The following is a 19,192-nucleotide window of genomic DNA, read 5'->3' as shown; positions in this document are numbered from 1 at the left end:
CGGCTCGTCCTGATGAATCATCCGTACGGAGGAGATGACGAATGAAGCAGGACCTGAGCTACCCCATCCCCAGCGAGGCGGCGCTGGAGCCGCCCGCGGAGTGGGCCGAGCTGCGCGGCGAGTGCCCGGTGGCCCACGTGAAGCTGCCCAGCGGCGACCAGGCGACGCTGCTGACCAGGTACGCGGACGTCAAGCAGGTGCTCGCCGACCCGCGTTTCACCCGCCTGCTCACCGCGCCCGACGCGGCCCGGCTGTCGGCCACCGACGACGGCGGGCTGTTCAACAGCGAGATGGCGCAGATCATCCCCGACGGCGGCGAGGAGCACCTGCACTGGCGGCGCCTGGTCGGCCGGTGGTTCACCGCCAAGCGGATGGCCGCCCTGCGGCCGTCGATGGCGGCGATGGCCGAGGAGCTCATCGACGACATGGTGAAGCGCGGCGCGCCCGGCGACCTGCGGGCCGCGCTGGGGTTCCCGCTGCCGGTGTACGTGATCTGCGACATCCTGGGCGTGCCAGCGGAGGACCGGGAGCGGTTCGCGTACTGGTCCGACACGCTGCTCAACCTGACCCGTTACGACAAGGCCGAGATCGACGCCGCCCAGGGCGAGTTCTTCCAGTACATGTCCGACCATCTCGCGGCGAAGCGGGCCGAGCCGGGCGACGACGTGCTGAGCGAGCTGCTCGCGGCGGGCGGCCCTGAGGAGGGCGGGCTGACCGATCTCCAGGTGCTGGTCACCGGGATGGGGCTGCTGGTCGCCGGGCACGAGACCACCGCCAACATGATCGGCAAGATGGTCGCCATGCTGCTGGACGACCGGACGCGGTGGGAGCGGCTGCTGGCCGACCCGTCGCTGATCCGTACCGCGGTGGAGGAGACGCTGCGGATGGACGCCAACTCCGGCTTCGGCCTGCCGCGCTACCTGCGCGACGAGACCGAGGTCAGCGGCGTCCACCTGCCCAAGGGGACCACCGTGGTGTGCAGCATGGCGGCGGCCAACCGCGACGAGAGCGCCTTCGACGCGGCAGGCGAGATGGACCTGGGCCGCACGCCGAACCCCCACCTGGCGTTCGGCGCCGGCGCGCACTCCTGCCTGGGCCAGGCGCTGGCCCGCACCGAGCTGCAGGTCGTGCTGCAGGTGCTGCTGCGCAAGCTGCCGTCGCTGGAGCTGGCCGTGCCCGCGGCGGAGCTGGAGCGGGTGGAAGGGCTGGCCGTCGGCGGCCTGCGCACGGTCCCGGTCCGCTGGTGATCCGAGAATCGAGAGGGGAATCCCATGAAGGTCGTCGTCGACGAGGACAGCTGCTGCGGCGCCGGTCAGTGCGTGCTGCTCGCGCCGGAGGTGTTCGACCAGCGTGACGAGGACGGCATCGTCGTCCTGCTGGACTCCGAGCCGGGCGAGGAGCGGCACGCCGCGGTGCGCGAGGCCGCGGCCGTGTGCCCGGGGGCCGCGATCGAGGTCGAGGAGGGCTAGGAAGGGCTACAAACTATTGACGTTGGCACAGTGATCTGTAGAGTGCGGTCACCGGCACGGCTCCCCCCACCGACTCGGACGGCCGCACCACGCCCTGCTGGGCGTCGGCTGACCCGTGTTCGGGGTAGACCCTGGGTGGTGAGTCGTCGTCCGAGGGAGATCGACGTGAATGAGCCACCCGCTTACCCGTTCCGCAATCCCAGCGCGCTGGAGCCGCCGCCGGAGTGGGCCGAGCTGCGGCGGAGCTGCCCGGTGGCGCCCATCAGGCTGGCGAGCGGTGACCGGGCGCTGCTGCTGACCCGGTACGACGACGTCAGGCAGGTCCTGTCCGACCCGCGCTTCACCCGGCAGCTCGACGCGCCCGACGCCGCCCGGGCCACCGCCCAGGAGTCCGGGGGCGTGTTCGGCTCGCTCGGCCGCTCCATGACCGGTGACGAGCACCGGGCCTGGCGGCAGTTCGTCGGCCGGGCGTTCACCGCCAGGCGGGTGACCGCGATGCGGCCCAGGATCGAGGCCATGGCCGGGCACCTGGTCGAGGAGATGGCCGCGCGGGGGCAGCCGGCCGACCTCGTCTCGGGCGTCGGGTTCCCGCTGCCGGTCTGGGCGATCTGCGACCTGCTCGGCGTGCCCGACACCGACCGCGACCGGTTCTCGTACTGGTCCGACACCCTGCTCAGCATGACCCGGTACGGCGCCGCCGAGATCGACGCCGCCCAGGCCGAGTTCGACGCCTATCTCGTCGCGCTCGTCGAGGCCAAGCGGGCGGGGCCGGGCGACGACCTGATCAGCGAGCTGCTCGCGATGGTCGAAGGGCTGGACGGCCGCCTGACCGAGCGGCTCATGCTGAGCACGGCCAAGGGCCTGCTGGTCGCCGGGCACGAGACCACCGCCAACATGATCGGCAAGATGGCGTCGATGCTGCTGGCCGACCGCTCCCGCTGGGAGGCGCTGCTGGCCGACCCGTCGCTGATCCCGCCGGCCGTGGAGGAGGTCCTGCGCTTCGACGCCAATCCGGGCTTCGGGATGCCGCGCTACCTCAGCGAGGAGGTCGAGGTCGCGGGCGAGACCCTGCCGAAGGGCACCACCGTGGTGTGCAGCCTGGCCGCGGCCAACCGCGACGAGCGGCGCTTCGAACAGGCCGGCGAGATGCGGCTGGACCGCGCGCCGAACGCGCACGTCACCTTCGGCGTCGGCCCGCATTCCTGCCTGGGCCAGGCGCTGGCCCGCGTCGAGCTGCAGACCGTGCTCAAGGTGCTGCTGGAGCGGCTGCCGTCGCTGGCGCTCGCCGTGCCGCCCGGGGAGCTGGAGCGCCGTGAGGGCCTGATCGTCGGCGGGCTGGAGCGGGTGCCGGTCCGCTGGTGATGGTTGCCCCGTTTTCGCACCTCAACGGCCTTTTCGGGGTAGGAGGGGTCGAGGGGGATGTGCGATGGGGGCCAAGCTCGACTACGCGGCGGTGTTCGACGCGATTCCGACGCCGTGCACGGTGGTGACGCCGGATCTGGTCGTCGTGGCCGTCAACGACGCCTGCCTGAGGGCGACCCGCCGCACCCGGGAGGAGGTCGTCGGGCGGTCCATCCTGACCGCGTTCGCCAGCCCTCCGAAGTTCGTGGAAGCCCTGCGCGCCTCGCTGGAGCAGGTGGCGAGCACGGGAGAAGTGGACGTCATCCCCCTGGTCCGGCACGACGTCGACGCCGAGCGGCGGGGCGAGCTGGAGGAGCACCACTGGAACCTGGTGCACGTGCCGGTCTTCGACCGGGAGAGGCGGCTGAGCTGGATCATGTGCTGGGCCGAGGACATCACGCCCCTGCTGAGGGCCGCGCCGGACGCCCGCGACGACGGCGACGAGCTGGAGCCGCACATCCACCGCCGCGCCCGCGACCTGGTGGAGCTCAGCTCCCGGCTGAAACAGGCGTACCGGCAGGAGCAGCAGACCGTGTCGGCGCTGCACGAGGCCATCGAGCACCAGCAGCGGTTCCTGTTCGACGCCACCCACGACCTGCGCAACCCGATCACCGGGCTGATGACCGAGCTGGAGGTCGCGCTCACCGAGTCGGACGCCGGCATGCACCCGACCCTGCGCAAACTGCACCGGGACGTCGAGCGGCTCGACGCCATCGTCGGCGACCTGCTGGCCCTGGCCCGCCTCTACACGGCGACGCCGCCCGCGACCGACCGCGTCGACCTGGGCCGGCTGGTCGTGCAGGAGCTGGAGGAGCACCCGCCGAGCGGCGAGGTGATCACCCGGCTCGACCCGGGCGTGGTGGTCCGGGCCTCGCGGGTCCGGCTGGCCAGGGTCCTGTCCAACCTGGTCGCCAATGCCGAGCGGCACACCACGAGCAAGATCGAGATCGTCGTGACCGCCGACCCGCCGTCCGCCTTCCTGGAGGTCATCGACGACGGTCCCGGCATCCCGCCGGCGGATCGCGAGAAGGTGTTCCACCGCATGTACCGCCGCGCCGACGCGCGCGCGAAGGACCCGCGCGGGTCCGGCTTCGGCCTGGCGATCGGCCGCGAGATCGCCCAGGCCTACGGCGGCGACCTCTACGTCGCCGACCACCCCGGCGGCGCCCGCCTGGTGCTACGCCTCCCCCTGGCCCAAGCCCAGAGCTGAGCCGATCAGATCACCTCGCCTCCCCCCGGCCCAGGCCCGGGGCTGAGCCGATCAGATCACTGCCCTGGTGCTCAACCTCCTCCTGGCCTAGACCCAGGAGTGAGCCGATCAGGTCACCTCGCCTCCCGCTGGCACAGGCCCGGGGCTGAGCCGATCATCCGCCGAGTTGGGCGTGCAGGGCGCGGGCGGTCCGTACGAAGCGGCTCGCCCCCTTGCGCGCCGCCGCCTCCTCGGCGGCGGGGAGCGGGCCGCGCGCCCCCGCCCGGCGGGCGGCGTCGATCGCGAACGAGAGCGCCTGGGTGTGTGAGGCGTGCGGCCGCTCGTCCGGCCCCGGCAGATAGACCGCCAGCAGTCCGGTCATGATCTGCCACACCTCCCGGTGGGCGCCCCGTTCGGCGCACTCCTCCAGGATCGCGCGCACGTCGCTCATTCTGGCCACGTCCCTGCGCAGGCACAGCCCGAGCTGCCGGCCGCACTCCACGGCGGGCAGGAGCCCGGCGGCGGCGGCGCTCAGCAGCAGGTCCCGGCCGCGCTCGGCCACCTGGGCGGCGATCAGCAGCGCGGTCGCCTCGCCCACCGGCCCGTCCTGGGAGAACAGCGCGGCCACGTAGCGGTGGAAGTAGCCGGGCCGCTCCCAGATGTTGAGCAGGTGCGGCAGAAGGTGCATGGCCACCGCCTCCCGGTCCGAGGGCAGCGTCAGCCGCCAGGACTCCATGTAGCGGCCGTGGTCCTCGAACGTCCAGGGGCGCGGATCGGACAGCAGCGTGTCGACCAGCGCCAGCCCGGTCGGCTCGACCCGGATGCGCGGGCGCAGCCGCGGGCTGTGCTCACCCCGCTGCCGGTCGTGCGTGTAGTCACCGTTGGCGTGGGACCAGTCCACGCGCAGCTCCGGCTCCGGGCGGGCGGCCAGCCGGCGCGCCAGCGTCGCGCCCGCTTCCGAGGTGAGCTTCCCGGCGCGGTCGATCACCTCCGGGTCCACCTCGCGCGGCAGCCGCAGGAGCGCCTGCCCCAGGTCGGCGGGAAGGGCCTCGGCACCGGCCCGTTCGTACCCCTCGACACGCGCCACCAGCTCGGCGGGGTCGAGGTGGCCGGAGGTCAGGGTGGGGGTGGCCAGCAGGTACGGCGGCAGCGTGCCGGCCTTCAGCGCCGCGTGGATCTCGGCGCAGCGCAGCAGCATGGCGTAGTGGGGTGCCGAGACGTGACCGGGGGCCGGCAGCCGGTCGAAGCCGGTGTCCGTGTCGCACTCGGCGGCGTGGCCGGCACGAGGGCGCACCGGGGGTTCCGCCCCGGGGTCGGCGGCCTCGCGCAGCAGCGCCTCGGTCCACTCGGCCAAGTGGCACCAGTGGGGCCGCTCGTAGATCCGGCCCTGGCCGGGGCGGGGCCGCTTGGACGGGTCGCGGACGAAGCCGTCGAGCCACCGTTCGAAGACGATGCCGTCGCCGACCTTGTCGTAGGCGGCGGTCAGGTCGCCGAGCGGCGGCGGGAACGGCTCACGGGCCGCCGGCTCGAACGGCGGCAGCGGCACGAGCTCGAAGTCGTCGGCCGGCTCCGGCTCGGCCGCCACCGCGCCGTACGCCTCCGGCAGCCGCGCCGCCAGCTCCGCGGGCAGCACGCCCGCGGCCTCGCGCACGGCCTCGGCCCCGGCGGGCGTGAACCGCGCCGCGTGCTTGACGGCCAGGCGCACCGCCCGCTCGCGTACCTCGTACGACTCGCACAGGAACGCCGAGGCGAGCGCGGGGGCGAGGTCGTCGAGGTCGCCGGCCGCGTCTCGGGCGGCCCGGTCGAGCAGGGTCAGGCCGGCGCGCACGAACTTGCCCTCGGGGCGGAACATTAGCGCCGCCACCGCCTCGCCGAGATCCGCGCCGCTCAGCCCGCCGGCGCCGCGGAGCTGCCGCAGCGCCAGCTCCGCCACCGCGCCCGGCGAGGCGGGCAGCAGCCGCAGGTAGTCGGGGACGCGCCGCTCGCTCGGCTCAGGGGCCAACATCTCGTGCAGACGGGCGAAGAACCGCAGGTCGGTGGCGTCACCGCCGCGCAGGAACCGGCTCAAGCAGCCGTCGACCAGCGGCTCCGGGTCGAGCCGGCCGGCCGCGACCGCGTCGCGCAGCGCGCCGAGCCAGGTGCGGCGGCTGGCATCCCAGGAGGGCGGGTCGACGTTGTCCTCGCGCAGCGCCCGGCCCACGCCCTCGGCCTCGAACAACCGGGGCACGAGGTGGCCGGCCAGCGGGTCGTGCTCCAGGTCCGGGGGCTGGGACACCCAGGCGACCGTGAGGGGGTCGTGGTCGGGCGGCACGGCGCCGGAGCGGCGCAGCAGCTCCAGGGCCAGCGGCACGCTGTCGTCGCGAGCCTGGGCGCGGCTGCCGCGCAGCCGCAGAGCCAGCCGCGCGGCGAGATCGGCCTGCCAGCGCGGCGGCCGTGCGGCGATCACCCGCAGCAGCGGCCCGGAGTCGAGCGGGCGCCGCCAGCGGGTGAAGTCGCGGCGGTAGAGCCAGGTCGCGACGGCCGCCGCACCGCCGAGCACGCCCGCGCCGGCGACCCGCATGGGCTCGATCCATTCCTCGCCGTCGGTCCACACGCCCCGGCGCCGGTCGCGTTCGGTCACCGCCTTCCTGGCGACGCCGATGTGGCCGGGCAGCCCGTCGGCCACCTCGCGGCGCCCGGCCTCGTCGAGGGACAGCACGGCGTCCGCGACCAGGGCGGGGTCGCCGGTGGTGATGGCCCTGCGCACGCGGGGCCACGCCCCGTCGCCGGGGAGGTGTGTCGTCATGCCGCACACCGTAGAGATCGTCTCCGACAGAACCCGGTGGCCCCGGGTCGGCTCGCCCGCGGGGTCAGCGCTCGCAGACGAGGCCGTCGCCGTCGCGGTCCTGGTACCAGGCGTACTCGGGGTCGCGGCCACGCTGGTACGGGCCGTAGCCGGCGGCGTTCGCGTCGCCGCAGGTGCGGAAGCGCGGGTCGGTGCCGGGCTTCGGGGTCTTCGTCGGCTTCGGGGTCTTGGTGGCCTTGGGGGCCGGCGTGGACGTGGGCGCGGCGCCCTTGTCGCACTTGCCCGACCAGATGCGCAGCCGCTGCTTCTGGGCCTTGCGCTGCTCGGCGCGCATGATTTTGATGTAGCGGTCGTTCGGCTTGTACAGCACCGCCTTGCCGTAGCCGTAGCGGACCAGGTTGCGGTTGACGTGCACGCCCTTGGCGTTCCACACGTAGTAGAGCCAGCGGCCGTACCGGTCCTTCGGGTCCTTGTCCCGTACGAGGTAGGCGGTCTTGCCGAGCGGCAGCAGCGCGGCGGTCCGGTCGGTCGCCGTCTGGAACCAGCACTGGCCCCGTTCGGGGGTGTCGACCTCCAGGAGCCGGACCCGGATCTTCTTCCCCTTGCGCATGACGTCGATCGTGTCCCCGTCGACGATCTTGACCACCTTCGTGGCGATGGCGCCCTTGGGCAGGCCTGACGGCCGGTCCGCGGCGGTCGCCGGTGCGGCGACGCCCACGGACAGGATCGCGGCCACGGCGGTGACGGCCCCGGCCAGGGAACGGATGTGCATCGATGCGTCTCCCGTGAACAGCAGGACTGAACGGGATATAGACGCATATGGAAAGCGGAGGGTGTACAGAAATGTGCGCTTGACTCACATTGACCTGGCCGGTCAGCGGTCGCTACCCCGGGATCACGAGGGCGATCAGCGAGATCAGCGCGATCGGTCCCATCACGGCCGCCGACATCACGGTCGCGCGGTGACCGGGCAGCAGGCGGGCGAGGATCCGCGAGGCGGCCCGCCGCACCGCGCCCGCGCCCGGCAGCACGAACAGGCCCAGCGTGAACGCGCCCGCGGCCAGGGAGTCCACGTGGCCGGCGCTCAGCGGGCCGGCCCAGTGCAGGAAGACCGCGGCGGCCATGCCGAACGCCAGCGCCAGGAGCGTGTGGCCGAGCGCCACGAGCGCGGCCCTGACCAGCGGCTGCCGGTGCTCGTCGAGGAAGTGGTCGCCGGCGCGCAGCGCCAGCGCGAGCGCCGCCATCGCCAGGCCCACGGCGACCGGCATGATGACGGTCATCGACACCAGCGTCACGAGGATGAGCACGCCGACGAAGTCGCTGCCGGCCAGGAACCTCCGGAGGTCGAACGGCTGAGACGGGGACGGCGACGGGCGGCGCTCCGCAGACCGGAGACGCGGCCATTTCCGTGGACCGCCCTCCTCCGGCGCGCTCGCCGCGTACTCGACAGGCGGCAGCAGGTCGGACACGGTCTTCCCGTACGGACCGATGCCCGCCCGGGCGGCGGGGCCGGACGAGGAGACGGGGCCGGACGAGGAGACGGGGCCGGACGAGGAGACGGGGCCCGACGAAGAGGCGAGCCTGGCAGTGGAGGCGGGGGCCGCGGAGGCCGCAGAGGAGGAGTGACCCGACGCGGAGGCGGGGTCCATGACTCGGGTGCGGTCCGTGCCGCCCGCCGGATCGAGCGCCTCGGCCATCCGCAGCAGCTCTCCCGCGCGGGGCCGGGCCACCGGGTCGATCTCCAGCGCCCGGCTCAGCCAGCCGCGCAGCCAGGCCGGGGCCCGGTCGAGCTGCGCCCGCCCTTCCATCGTGTTGTAGCAGACCGCCTCGAACGTCCCCGTCCCGAACGGCGGCAGCCCCGTGGCGGCGAAGAACACCGTCGAGGCCAGCGCGTGCACGTCGGCCGCCTGGGTGATCTGCGTGCCGCGGATGATCTCCGGGGCCAGGTAGCCGGGCGTGCCGACGAACATGCCCGTCCGCGTCAGCCTGACCGCGTCCACCAGGTGCGCGATGCCGAAGTCGATGACCAGCGGCTCGCCGCCGGACAGCATGACGTTGGAGGGCTTGAGGTCGCGGTGGATCACGCCGGCCGCGTGGATGTCGACCAGCGCCCGGCACAGCCCGAGGGCGAGCCTGATGACCTCGCGGGCCTCCAGCGGCCCCTGGGTCAGCACGGTCTCTTCCAGCGTGCGGCCGGGGACGAACCGGGTCACCACGAACGGCTGCCCGCTCGTGAGCTCCGCGCCGACCACCTCGGCGACGTACCGGCTGCGCACCCGCCGCATCGCGTCGACCTCGCGGAAGAGCCGGTCGCGGGCCTTGAGATCGGCGGCCACGTGCGGGTGCAGCACCTTGATCGCGACCTTGTGGCCCGCCCCGTCGAGGCCGAGGTGCACGACGCCCATGCCGCCCTCGCCGATCTTCTCGATCACCCGGTACGGGCCGAGTTGCTCCTGCGCCTGCGTGCTCATTGACCGACGTCATCCTCCGTGTCGAGCTGTCCGAGATGCACAGTAAGCGAAGAACGGTGCGCGCGCGTCCCTTCGCAGGTCAGGACAGCAGGGACTCCAGCTCGGCGACCGCGTGCGCGCGGTGGACCGTCAGGGTGGCCACGGCCTCGTCGGCGTCGCGGCGGCGGAGCGCGTCGAGGGTGGCGCGGTGCTCCTTGACGACCCGCTCGCGGTTGGCCGGGCCGCCGTAGTACATCGACCGGTAGGCGTCGGTGGTGTCCCACAACGTCCTGATCAGGCGGGACAGCCGGGGCATGCCCGCGCAGTCGAACAGCGTCATGTGGAAGAGCCGGTTGGCGGTGGCCATGGCGAGCACGTCGCCCGCGTCGGCGGCCCGCTCGACGTCGTCCTGCGCGGCCCGCAGCCGGTCGAGGTCGGCGTCGGCGAGCCGGGCCACCGCGCGGCGCACGGCCTCCTCCTCCAGCAGCTCGCGGATGCGGTAGACCTCGCGCAGGTCGTCGAGCGAGAGCGTCTCGACCGAGTAGCCCCGGTGGGCCTCGTAGCGGACCAGGCCCTCGCCCTGGAGCGTCTTCAGCGCCTCGCGCAGCGGGACGCGGCTGACCTGGAGCTCCTCGGCCAGCGCGTCCTGCCTGATCGGGGCGCCGGGTCGCAGGCGGCCGGTGGTGATGGCACGGCGCAGCTCGCCCAGCACGAACTGCTGGGCCGTCGGCGGCCTGCGCCGCGCCTCATCCGCACTCATCCCTCCAGGCTAATGGGAAACCTGCTCATCAGCCTGCCGCCCCATGGTCGTCCCCGGCTTCAGACCGCAGCGGCAGTCCATTTAGCAGGTTTCCCATTAGTATCCCACGAACCCAATCCCCGTCCTGTCCGAGCGCAGGGGGCGGCAGGCGGTAGGCGGGCGGGGTGGCGCCGAGGCGGATGGGGTTGGCGACCTGGCCCACGCCGTCGATCTCCACCTTGGGCTCCAGGCCGAGTTCGCCGGCGAGGGCGAACGCGGCGGCCAGGTCGTTGATCGGCCCGCACGGCACCCCGGCGGCGGTCAGCAGCTCGAACCACTCGTCGGCGGTGCGCGCCGCGAGCGCCTTGTTCAGCTCGTCCACGAGCCGGTCGCGGGCGGCGACCCGGCCGGCGTTGGTGGCGTATCCGGCGTCCCCGGCGAGGTCGGGCCGCTCCAGCACCTCACAGAGCGCCACGAACTGCCGGTCGTTCCCGGCCGCGATGACGATCGGCCGGTCGGCGGCCTGGAACACCTCGTACGGGACGACGCTCGGATGCCGGTTGCCCATGGCCCGCGGCACGACCCCGGCGGCGGCGTACGCGGAGGAGTGGTTGGCCAGCGCCGACAGCACCGAGGACAGCAGCGAGACCTCGACGTGCTGGCCCTCGCCGGTGCGGTCGCGGTGGCGCAGGGCCGCGAGGATGCCGAGCGCGGCGTGCAGGCCGGTGATCACGTCGACCACGGCCACGCCCGCCTTCGTGCCCTCGCCGCCGGGCTCGCCGGTGACGCTCATCAGCCCGCCGACGGCCTGCGCGATCAGGTCGTAGCCGGGCAGCGCGGCCCCCTCGCCCGACCCGAACCCGGTGACCGAGCAGGAGACCAGCCCGGGGTTGAGCGCCCGCAGCGTCTCGTGGCCGAGGCCGAGCCGCTCCATGGTGCCCGGCTTGAAGTTGTCCACGACCACGTCGGCGCGGGCCGCCAGCGCCCGCGCGACCTCCAGGTCCGCCTCGTCGCGCAGGTCGAGCGCGATCGACCGCTTGTTGCGGTTGACCGCGAGATAGTACGTGGCCTCGCCGCCGGGGGCGTAGGGCGGGCCCCAGTGGCGGGTGTCGTCGCCCGCGCCGGGCCGTTCCACCTTGACCACCTCGGCCCCGAGGTCGGCGAGCAGCATGGTGGCGTACGGCCCGGCCAGCACCCGGCTGAAGTCGGCGACGAGCAGCCCGTCCAGCGCGGTCATGCCGGCGCTCCCAGGTAGACCGTCACCGTCCGGGTGTAGAACTCCCTGGCCGCCCGGCCCTGCTCCTTGGGCCCGAAGCCGCTCTGCTTGGCCCCGCCGAACGGCACGTGCGGGAAGGTGCCCGCCGACTCGGAGTTGACGTGCAGGACGCCGACCTCCAGCCGGTCGACGGCCGACAGCGCGACGCCGAGGTCCCTGGTGAAGACGGCGGCGGACAGGCCGTGGTCGCTGAGATCGGCCAGCGCGAGCGCCTCCTCGGCGCCGGACGCCCGCACCGCGCCGACGACCGGCCCGAACAGCTCGGTGCGCCAGAAGTCGACCCCGGTGCCCGGCAGGCCGAGCACGGTCGGCGGCGTGAACCAGCCGTCGCGGTCCAGCGGCTCGCCGCCGGCCAGCGGCTCGGCGCCCTCGGCCACGGCGCGCGCCACGCCGGCCGTCACCCGGTCGCGGGCGGCCGAGCTGACCAGGGGGCCCATCTCGACGCCCGGTTCGAGCGGGTCGCCGACGACGAGGCGCCCGGCGCGGTCGGCGACCCGTTCGAGCAGCTCGTCGGCGACCTGGTCGGCCACGATGAGCCGCGAGGTGGCCGTGCACTTCTGGCCGGTGGACCGGAACGCGCCCAGGCACACCTGCTCGGCGGCGTGGTCGAGGTCGGCGTCGGCGAGCACGATCGAGGCGTTCTTGCCGCCCATCTCGGTCTGCACGGGCTTGCCCAGCTCGCCGCAGCGGGCGATGACGGCGCGGCCGACCGCGGTGGAGCCGGTGAACGACACCGCGTCCACGCCGGGGTGGTCCACGATGGCCGAGCCGGCGTCGCCCTCGCCGTGGACGAGGTTGAGCACGCCGCCGGGCAGCCCGGCGTCGGTCAGCGCCCGCGCCAGCCGGTAGGCCAGCAGCGGCACCAGCGAGGACGGCTTCCACACGACGGTGTTGCCGTAGCTGAGCGCGGGGGCGATCTTCCAGGCCGGGATGGCGATCGGGAAGTTGAACGGGGTGATCATCCCGGCGACGCCGATCGGCTTGCGGACGACGAGCACGTTCTCGCCCGGCCGCGGGGAGGCGTAGACCTCGCCGCTCTCCCGGTCGGCCTCGCCCGCGTAGTAGCGCAGGATGCGGGCCGCGCCCCGTACCTCGGCGACGGCCTCGGGCAGCGTCTTGCCCTCCTCGCGGGCCAGCTCGGCGCCCCACGCGTCGGCGCTGTCGTCGATGAGGCCGGCGGCGGCGGTGAGCACGGCGGCGCGGGCGTGGTGCGGGGTGGCGGCCCAGCCGGGCGCGGCCTCGCGGGCGGCGGCCACCGCCCGCTCCACCTCGGCGGGCAAGGCGAACCGCCCGCGCGCCACCACTTCGGCGGGCCTGGCGGGGTTGGCGGAGGCGAACTCCGCGCCGTCCCCCTCGACCCAGCGGCCGCCGATGAGATTCAGAACGTCCATAGGCAAAGCACCCTAACTGTGGCATATTGGATTTTCAATATTGGATCCAAAATACGGAGGACTCGAAGGATGATCTCCCCCACCGCCCTGTTCGCCCTCGACACGCTGCTGACCGAGGAGGAGCGCGAGATCAGGAACACGGTCAGGCGCGTGTGCGACCGGGAGATCCGGCCGCACGTCGCGGACTGGTTCGAGGCCGGGGAGCTGCCCGTCAGGGAGGTGGCCCGCACGCTCGGCGGGACCGGCGTCCTCGGCATGCACCTCGACGGCTACGGCTGCGCGGGCATGGGCGCGGTCTCGTACGGGCTGGCCTGTCTGGAGCTGGAAGGAGCCGACTCCGGGTTGCGCAGCCTGGTGTCGGTGCAGGGCTCGCTGGCCATGTACGCGATCTGGAAGTACGGCAGCGAGGAGCAGAAGCAGCGGTGGCTGCCCGGCATGGCGGCCGGCGAGCTCATCGGCTGCTTCGGCCTCACCGAGCCGGACTTCGGCTCCGACCCGGCGCGGATGCGCACCAACGCCAAGCGCGACGGCGGCGACTGGGTGCTGAACGGCACCAAGCTGTGGATCACCAACGGATCGGTCGCCGACGTGGCGGTCGTCTGGGCCCAGACGGACGACGGCATCCGCGGCTTCCTGGTCCCGGCGGGCACGCCCGGCTTCACGGTCAACGACGTCAAGCACAAGATCTCGCTGCGCGCCAGCGTGACCAGCGAGCTGGTGCTCGACGGCGTCCGGCTGCCCGCCGACGCGATGCTCCCCGAGGCCAGAGGGCTGCGCGGGCCGCTCGGCTGCCTGAACGAGGCGCGCTTCGGGATCATCTTCGGCTCGATGGGCGCGGCGCTCGACTGCCTGGAGACGGCGATCGCGTACGCGGCCGAACGCGAGGTGTTCGCCAGGCCGCTCTCGTCGTTCCAGCTCACCCAGGAGAAGCTCGCCGACATGGCGCTGGAGCTGGGCAAGGGCCTGCTCCTCGCGGTGCATCTCGGGCGGCTGAAGGAGGCCGGCACGCTCACCCCCGAGCAGGTGAGCGCCGGCAAGCTGAACAACGTCCGCGAGGCCATCGACATCGCCAGGAAGTGCCGCACGCTGCTCGGCGCCAGCGGCGTCACCCTGGAGTACCCGGTGATCAGGCACTCGGTGAACCTGGAGTCGGTGCTGACCTACGAGGGCACCTCGGAGATCCACACGCTGGTGCTGGGCAAGGCGCTCACCGGGATCGCCGCGTTCGCCTGACAACCGTCAGAAGACCTGCCAGGTCGTCCCGGTGACCTGGCAGGGCCCGCCCTGGTGCACCAGCAGCCGCCCGGCGGTCACGTCCAGCCCGATGGTCGCGAGCGTCTCCCACCGCTCGCCGAGCGGCAGCGCCGGGTCCGGGTGGGCGCACACGGGCGCCCCGCCGGGCGCGTGGCTCAGCATGGCCAGCGCCCGCCCGGTGACGTCCTCGCCGCCCAGCTCCGCGGCGTGGTCGCGCAGATGACGCAGACGGGCGTACGTGCCGGGCTCCTCGGCGCCGAGCCGTTCCCCCTCCGCCAGCGCGGGATCGAGGAAGTGGTTGCAGTGCAGCAGCACCCCGCCGGGGCCGGGCGGCACCACGGCCACGCCCGCCGGGGAGATCTCGATCGCCCCGGCCCCGCCGGCGGTCACGGCCGTGATGACGGTCGAGGCCGAGACCGTGGCGGAGCGGGCGAGGTCGGCGGCCTCCTCGACGGTGGCGGCCTCGTCCAGGATGCGGCGGGCGATCAGGTGGACGGGCACGCCGGGATCGGCCCCGTCGGCGCCGTGGCGCAGGATGTTGAAGTGGACGCCCAGGCCCGCCGTGTTCACCCCGATCTTGGCCAGCGCCCCCGCCTCGGTGAACGTGCGCACGCCGTGCCCGGGGCGGGCCTCGTACGCCCACAGCACGGGCGCGTCGCGCAGGTGGCCGAGCCAGTCCCAGGTCTGCACCGTGCGCGGGGGCAGGCCGCCGCCGGGCAGCACGACCGAGGTCGAGCACTCCCCCCGGCCCGCCACGTCGAGCGCGGCCAGGATCTCGGTGCGGGCGTTGACCACGGCGACCTGCCACGGCTCCAGCCCCGCGCCGGCCGCGACGCCGGCGATCTCGTCGGCCAGGTGGGGCGCCCAGCCGGCGGCGCGCTCCAGCGCCCGCTCGCCCCAGGCGCGCACCTGCTCGTCGGTGGCCCCGGCGGCCGCGAACAGGGCGTTGTAGCCGGCGAGGTTGGCGGCGACGGCGCCGCGCAGGCGGGCGCCGAGCTCCGCGCCACGGGCGCGCGGCTCGGTCTCGGTGGAGGTGAAGGAGGGAAAGGTCATGACCGGTCCGTCGCGCCCTGGCTCGGCTTGCACATGTCTGTACCGTACGCACCCGCGCACGGAAGGCCACCACCCGGGGCCACCCCCCGGTTGACCTGGAGCGCGCTCCAGGCGACAAGCTGGTCCCATGCAGACACGTACCATCGGAAACCGCCGGGTGAGCGCCATCGGGCTCGGCGCGATGCCCATGTCGGTGGCCGGGCACATGCCCGACGAGGACCAGTCGGTCCGCACGCTGCTCGCCGCGCTGGACGCCGGGCTGACGCTGATCGACACGGCCGACGCCTACACGCCCTCGCACGACGACCCCGGCCACAACGAGCGGCTGGTCGCCCGCGCCCTGTCGCTGTGGTCCGGCGACACCGGCGACGTGCTGGTGGCGACCAAGGGCGGCCACGTGCGCACGCCCGGCGGCGGCTGGGACGTCGACGGCCGCCCCGAGCACCTCAAGCGGGCCTGCGACCGGTCGCTGAAGGCCCTGGGCGTGGAGAGCATCGGGCTCTACCAGCACCACCGGCCCGACCCGAAGGTCCCGTACGAGGACACGATCGGCGCGCTGAAGGACCTGCACGACGCCGGCAAGATCGAGCTGGCCGGGATCTCGAACGCGAACCCGGAGCAGATCAGGCTCGCCCACGCCATCCTGGGCGACCGCCTGGCGAGCGTGCAGAACCAGTACTCGCCGCGCTTCCGCTCCAGCGAGCCGGAGATCGACGTGTGCGCCGAGCTCGGCCTCGCCTTCCTGCCCTGGTCGCCGCTCGGCGGCATCGGCCGCACCGGCGAGCTGCGCGACGCCTTCGCGGAGATCGGAGAGGCACGCGGCGTCTCCCCGCAGCGGGTCTGCCTCGCCTGGGAACTGGCCCGCAGCCCGGTCGTCATCCCGATCCCCGGCGCGAGCCGTCCGGAGTCCATCCGCGACTCCGCCGCCGCCGCGACGCTGGAGCTCACCGAGGAGGAACTCGCCCGCCTCGGCTGAACCCGCGGCGGCCGGTTCCCGCGCTGCGCGGGGGCGAGCATCTACCGTACAGATCGTGGACAATCGGAAGCGCGCCGTATGGGGTGGCATCGCGATCGTGCTCGGATGCTCGGCCGTCATCGCCGTGTCGGTGTTCCTGTTCTGGCCGCTCACCGACATGATCGCCGAGCATGACGTGCAGGGCGTCGCGGAGGCGGACCGGGCCAAGGAGTTACGCCTGGCCAGAGACGCGGCCAGGGGCCGGATCATCCAGGTCGTGCTCGGCCTTCTGGCCGTCGGCGGCTTCGTCTACACCGCCCGCAACTTCACCCTGGCCCGGCAGCAGAGCGAGCTCAACCGGCGCACCCTGGAACTGGCCACCCTGCAGGCCCGGGAGCAGACGGAGACCACCAGGCGGACGCTCGAACAGAGCGAGAGCGCGCAGATGACCGATCGGTTCATGCGCGCGATCGACCAGCTCGGCAGCGACGCCGTCGACATCCGCCTCGGTGGCATCCACTCACTGGAGCGCATCGCCCAGGACTCCGCCCGTGACCACCCGGCCGTCATGGAGGCGCTGGCGGCCTTCGTCCGGCGCGCCTCACAGGCGTGTTCCGGCGAGCCGCCCCTGGACCTGCAGGCGGCGGTGACGGTCCTGGTGCGCAGGAAGGCCGACGCCGACAGAGGGCCTGTGAAGCTGTCCGGCGCGCGGCTCGACCGTCTGGACCTCGCGGACGCGAACCTGGCGGGGGCCGATCTGACCGGCGTCACCCTCACCGGAGCCGACCTCCGGCGAGCCGATCTGGCGGGCGCGGACCTGGCCGGCGCCGACCTGGGCGGGGCCAGGCTCGGCGGAGCGCGCCTCGACGGGGCGAAGCTGGCGCGCGCGTCGCTGCGTACGGCCGACCTCACCGACGCCGGGCTGCCGCACGCCGAGCTCGTGGATGCCGACCTGGGCAGCGCTCGCCTGCGCCGGGCCCGCTGCGCGCAGGCCGTCGCCCGTGGGGCGTGCCTGGCGGCCGCGGATCTGTCGGGAGCCGACCTGACCGGCGCCGATCTCACCGGGGCCGACCTCAGCGGCGCGGTCATGGAGGACGCCGACCTGACGGGCGCCGTGCTGGCGCGAGCGGCTCTGCCCGGGGCCCGCGCCGACGGGGCCGTCATGTCGGGGGCCGTGCTCAGTGACGCCGTCGCCAGCGACGCCTCCCTGTGCCGGGCGGACCTGACCGGGTGTCGGCTCACCGACGCCAACCTGTCGGGAGCCCGGCTCGCCGGCGCCCGGCTGGACGGGGTGGACCTGACCGTGGTGAAGCTCGTCGGGCTGGATCTCACCGGCGCCCTGGCGGCCGACGGAGCACGGCTGCCGTCCGGCTGGCGGCGCGAGGCGGACGGCAGGCTGATCCGCCGCCTCGCCTGACGCCGCCTCTCCTGACCGTCGCCTCGCCTGACGCGGCCTCGCGGCCTCGCCCCGCCTCGCCTGACGCCGTCTCAGGCCGGGCGGCCGCTCATCTCGGCCATGAGGCGGCCGTGCAGGATGCGTGCCTCGTCGTCCTCGGCCGCGGTCATCACCGAGCGCAGGATGGCGACGGCCGCGGCCCGCTGGCCGGCCTCCGCCAGCGCCCGCGCCAGCTCGATCCTGATGAACGGGTCCGCCGGCAGCCGCCCGGCGGCGGCACGCAGCAGCCCCTGAGCCGCCGCGACGTCGCCGCGCGCGAGCGAGAGCCGGCCGATGGCCGCGAGCATCACCCCCACGGCCGCCTCGTCCTGCTGGGTCTCCAGCAGGACGAGCACCCGCCGGTAGGCCTCCTGGGCCTGCTCCAGGTCGCGGCGGGCGAAGGCGAGGTTGCCCAGGACGGTGTGCGCGTCGATCTGCACGCGGATGTCATGCGCCGCCGCGGAGGCGGCCAGGCGTGCCTGCCGCTCGGCCCTGGCCGGGTCGCCGTCCGCCAGGGCGTCGGCGGCGGCCCGCAGCCGGTCGGCGGGCCGGGTGACCGGAGGGGTGAGCGAGCCGGCCCGATGGGCCAGTTGTCCGAGGGGTTCGAGCAGGCGCCGGTCGGCCACCTGGTAGGCCGGCCCGTCGCCGGCCCGCAGCACCCGCAGGACGCCGCGGCCGCTCAGCGCCCTGAGCACCGCGTTCGGCAGCCCGGCCGTCTCGGCCGGGCCCTGCGGCTGGACCTGCGCCTCGCCGTTGGGCGCCACGAACCGCGTAGCCGCCCAGGAGCACAGGCGGACCGGGTCGCGCTCGAAGGCCGCCGCCACCTCGCCGATGGCCGTCCACAGCGCGTCCCGGAGTGCTTCGTCCACGCTGACCGGCCAGTCGCCGGACAGCGAACTCTCACCTTCCGGCCAGGTCCGCCACATCCACCGGCACACGGCCTGCAGATGCAGCGGATTGACGGCCGGGGCGCGCTCCCGTGCGCGCTGGGTCCCGGAGTCGTCGACGATCCGTACGGTCAGAAGCTCTTCCACCAGAGCCTCGGCCACGGCGGGGGGCACGGCGCGGCCGGTGGCCTCCCGCACGGGCTGCCCGATCGCCTCGGCCGCCGCACGGGGCGTCAGCCCGCCGAGCCCGAACAGGGCGACGTCGGGGAAGCCGTCGCCGGCCTCGTCGAGCAGCGCGTCGAGCCGGTCGTCGCGGACGCACAGCAGCAGGTGGACGTTGCGGGCGGCGGCCAGCGCGGCGAGGAGCTCGCGCCGCTCGTCGTCGTGGTCGCCGAGGTACATGTCCTCGATCTGGTCGACGGCGACGAGCAGGGGCTTCGGCCCGCGTTCGGCGAGGCGCAGGATGCGCCGGATGCCGGTCGGTGGCAGGGAGGTTTCGGGCACCCAGGTGCGCAGCAGGGTGCGCACCAGCGAGTTGGGCGACGGGACCGCGGCCTCCGGGAAAATCGGCCCACCCGAAACTCGACCCACCGGTAGGACATTCGCCCCGAGTCTCCACAAATAGGGCATAACTCCACCGTGGAGAAGTGAAGTTTTTCCTATACCTGCTGGTCCGTACAGAATTGTCAAGTTTCTACTGCGCCACAGTTCGGAGACGCGCGCCGACTCCTGGTCGCGCCCCGTGAACAGCAACTCTTCGGCCGGCCGGTAAGGACGCATGCCAGGAAACGGACATAGTTCGCTAAATGCCGTGACGCTATTCGCGGCCATGGTCAGCGCCTTGCGAGGAGGGACACTGCAGCAACGATAGAGGACCCCATCGGCATGGCGCGCACATCCAGGTGATC

The 19,192-nt window shown here is 73.8% G+C and carries 15 protein-coding genes; 7 read left to right on the top strand and 8 right to left on the bottom strand.

The features are described 5' to 3' along the window. Window positions 1–41 precede the first annotated feature (41 nt). The 4 genes from AB0K05_RS11940 to AB0K05_RS11925 all read left to right on the top strand — a co-directional run bounded on the left by AB0K05_RS11940 (window position 42) and on the right by AB0K05_RS11925 (window position 4,080). A complete protein-coding gene (locus tag AB0K05_RS11940; RefSeq protein ID WP_364228711.1) occupies window positions 42–1,247 on the top strand; it encodes a cytochrome P450 in 1,206 nt (401 codons plus the stop codon). Window positions 1,248–1,271: 24 nt separating this feature from the next. After that, a complete protein-coding gene (locus tag AB0K05_RS11935) occupies window positions 1,272–1,469 on the top strand; it encodes a ferredoxin (RefSeq protein WP_148033191.1) in 198 nt (65 codons plus the stop codon). Between the two features lie 165 nt (window positions 1,470–1,634). Next, window positions 1,635–2,831, top strand: coding sequence for a cytochrome P450 (locus AB0K05_RS11930; protein WP_364228709.1), 1,197 nt, complete (start codon window positions 1,635–1,637; stop codon window positions 2,829–2,831). A gap of 64 nt (window positions 2,832–2,895) precedes the next feature. After that, complete coding sequence (locus AB0K05_RS11925) at window positions 2,896–4,080, top strand: PAS domain-containing sensor histidine kinase (RefSeq protein ID WP_364228707.1); 1,185 nt, start codon at window positions 2,896–2,898, stop codon at window positions 4,078–4,080. A gap of 154 nt (window positions 4,081–4,234) precedes the next feature. On the opposite strand, the gene AB0K05_RS11920 is transcribed toward AB0K05_RS11925, so the two are convergent. The 6 genes from AB0K05_RS11920 to AB0K05_RS11895 all read right to left on the bottom strand — a co-directional run bounded on the left by AB0K05_RS11920 (window position 4,235) and on the right by AB0K05_RS11895 (window position 12,700). Then, the gene (locus AB0K05_RS11920) at window positions 4,235–6,844 is read right to left on the bottom strand and encodes a hypothetical protein (RefSeq protein ID WP_271275035.1); all 2,610 of its coding nucleotides are present in this window, start codon (window positions 6,842–6,844) and stop codon (window positions 4,235–4,237) included. 64 nt (window positions 6,845–6,908) lie between these two features. Beyond that, a complete protein-coding gene (locus AB0K05_RS11915; protein WP_271275036.1) occupies window positions 6,909–7,616 on the bottom strand; it encodes a thermonuclease family protein in 708 nt (235 codons plus the stop codon). Between the two features lie 112 nt (window positions 7,617–7,728). Continuing rightward, a complete protein-coding gene (locus AB0K05_RS11910) occupies window positions 7,729–9,315 on the bottom strand; it encodes a serine/threonine-protein kinase (protein WP_364228704.1) in 1,587 nt (528 codons plus the stop codon). 79 nt (window positions 9,316–9,394) lie between these two features. Continuing rightward, a complete protein-coding gene (locus tag AB0K05_RS11905) occupies window positions 9,395–10,054 on the bottom strand; it encodes a GntR family transcriptional regulator (protein ID WP_219545256.1) in 660 nt (219 codons plus the stop codon). Window positions 10,055–10,082: 28 nt separating this feature from the next. Further along, window positions 10,083–11,270, bottom strand: a complete 1,188-nt coding sequence (locus AB0K05_RS11900; protein WP_364228702.1) for a CoA transferase — start codon at window positions 11,268–11,270, stop codon at window positions 10,083–10,085. Beyond that, entirely contained in the window at window positions 11,267–12,700 is a 1,434-nt protein-coding gene (locus tag AB0K05_RS11895; RefSeq protein ID WP_364228700.1) for an aldehyde dehydrogenase family protein, read from the bottom strand. The genes AB0K05_RS11900 and AB0K05_RS11895 overlap by 4 nt, the downstream gene beginning before the upstream one ends. 69 nt (window positions 12,701–12,769) lie before the next feature. Between AB0K05_RS11895 and AB0K05_RS11890 the strand changes: the two genes are divergently transcribed. Next, window positions 12,770–13,933: an acyl-CoA dehydrogenase family protein gene (locus tag AB0K05_RS11890; RefSeq protein ID WP_364228698.1), complete on the top strand. Its 1,164-nt coding sequence runs from the start codon at window positions 12,770–12,772 to the stop codon at window positions 13,931–13,933. 6 nt (window positions 13,934–13,939) lie between these two features. Here AB0K05_RS11890 and AB0K05_RS11885 read toward each other — a convergent pair whose 3' ends face one another. Continuing rightward, window positions 13,940–15,007 (bottom strand): C45 family peptidase, encoded by a 1,068-nt coding sequence (locus AB0K05_RS11885; protein WP_364228696.1) that lies wholly within the window; start codon window positions 15,005–15,007, stop codon window positions 13,940–13,942. A 127-nt stretch (window positions 15,008–15,134) separates the two neighbouring features. Here AB0K05_RS11885 and AB0K05_RS11880 point away from each other — a divergent pair, with 127 nt between their 5' ends. Continuing rightward, on the top strand, window positions 15,135–15,983 hold the full coding sequence (locus tag AB0K05_RS11880) for an aldo/keto reductase (protein ID WP_364228694.1): 849 nt from the start codon (window positions 15,135–15,137) through the stop codon (window positions 15,981–15,983). Window positions 15,984–16,038: 55 nt separating this feature from the next. Beyond that, entirely contained in the window at window positions 16,039–17,379 is a 1,341-nt protein-coding gene (locus AB0K05_RS11875) for a pentapeptide repeat-containing protein (protein WP_364228692.1), read from the top strand. A gap of 71 nt (window positions 17,380–17,450) precedes the next feature. Here AB0K05_RS11875 and AB0K05_RS11870 read toward each other — a convergent pair whose 3' ends face one another. Beyond that, a complete protein-coding gene (locus tag AB0K05_RS11870) occupies window positions 17,451–19,064 on the bottom strand; it encodes a tetratricopeptide repeat protein (RefSeq protein WP_364228690.1) in 1,614 nt (537 codons plus the stop codon). Window positions 19,065–19,192: the final 128 nt, after the last annotated feature.

Origin of the sequence: Nonomuraea sp. NPDC049486 (assembly GCF_040676925.1) — a bacterium.
Lineage (GTDB): Bacteria > Actinomycetota > Actinomycetes > Streptosporangiales > Streptosporangiaceae > Nonomuraea > Nonomuraea ferruginea.
This window is presented reverse-complemented; position numbering and strand designations above follow the sequence as displayed.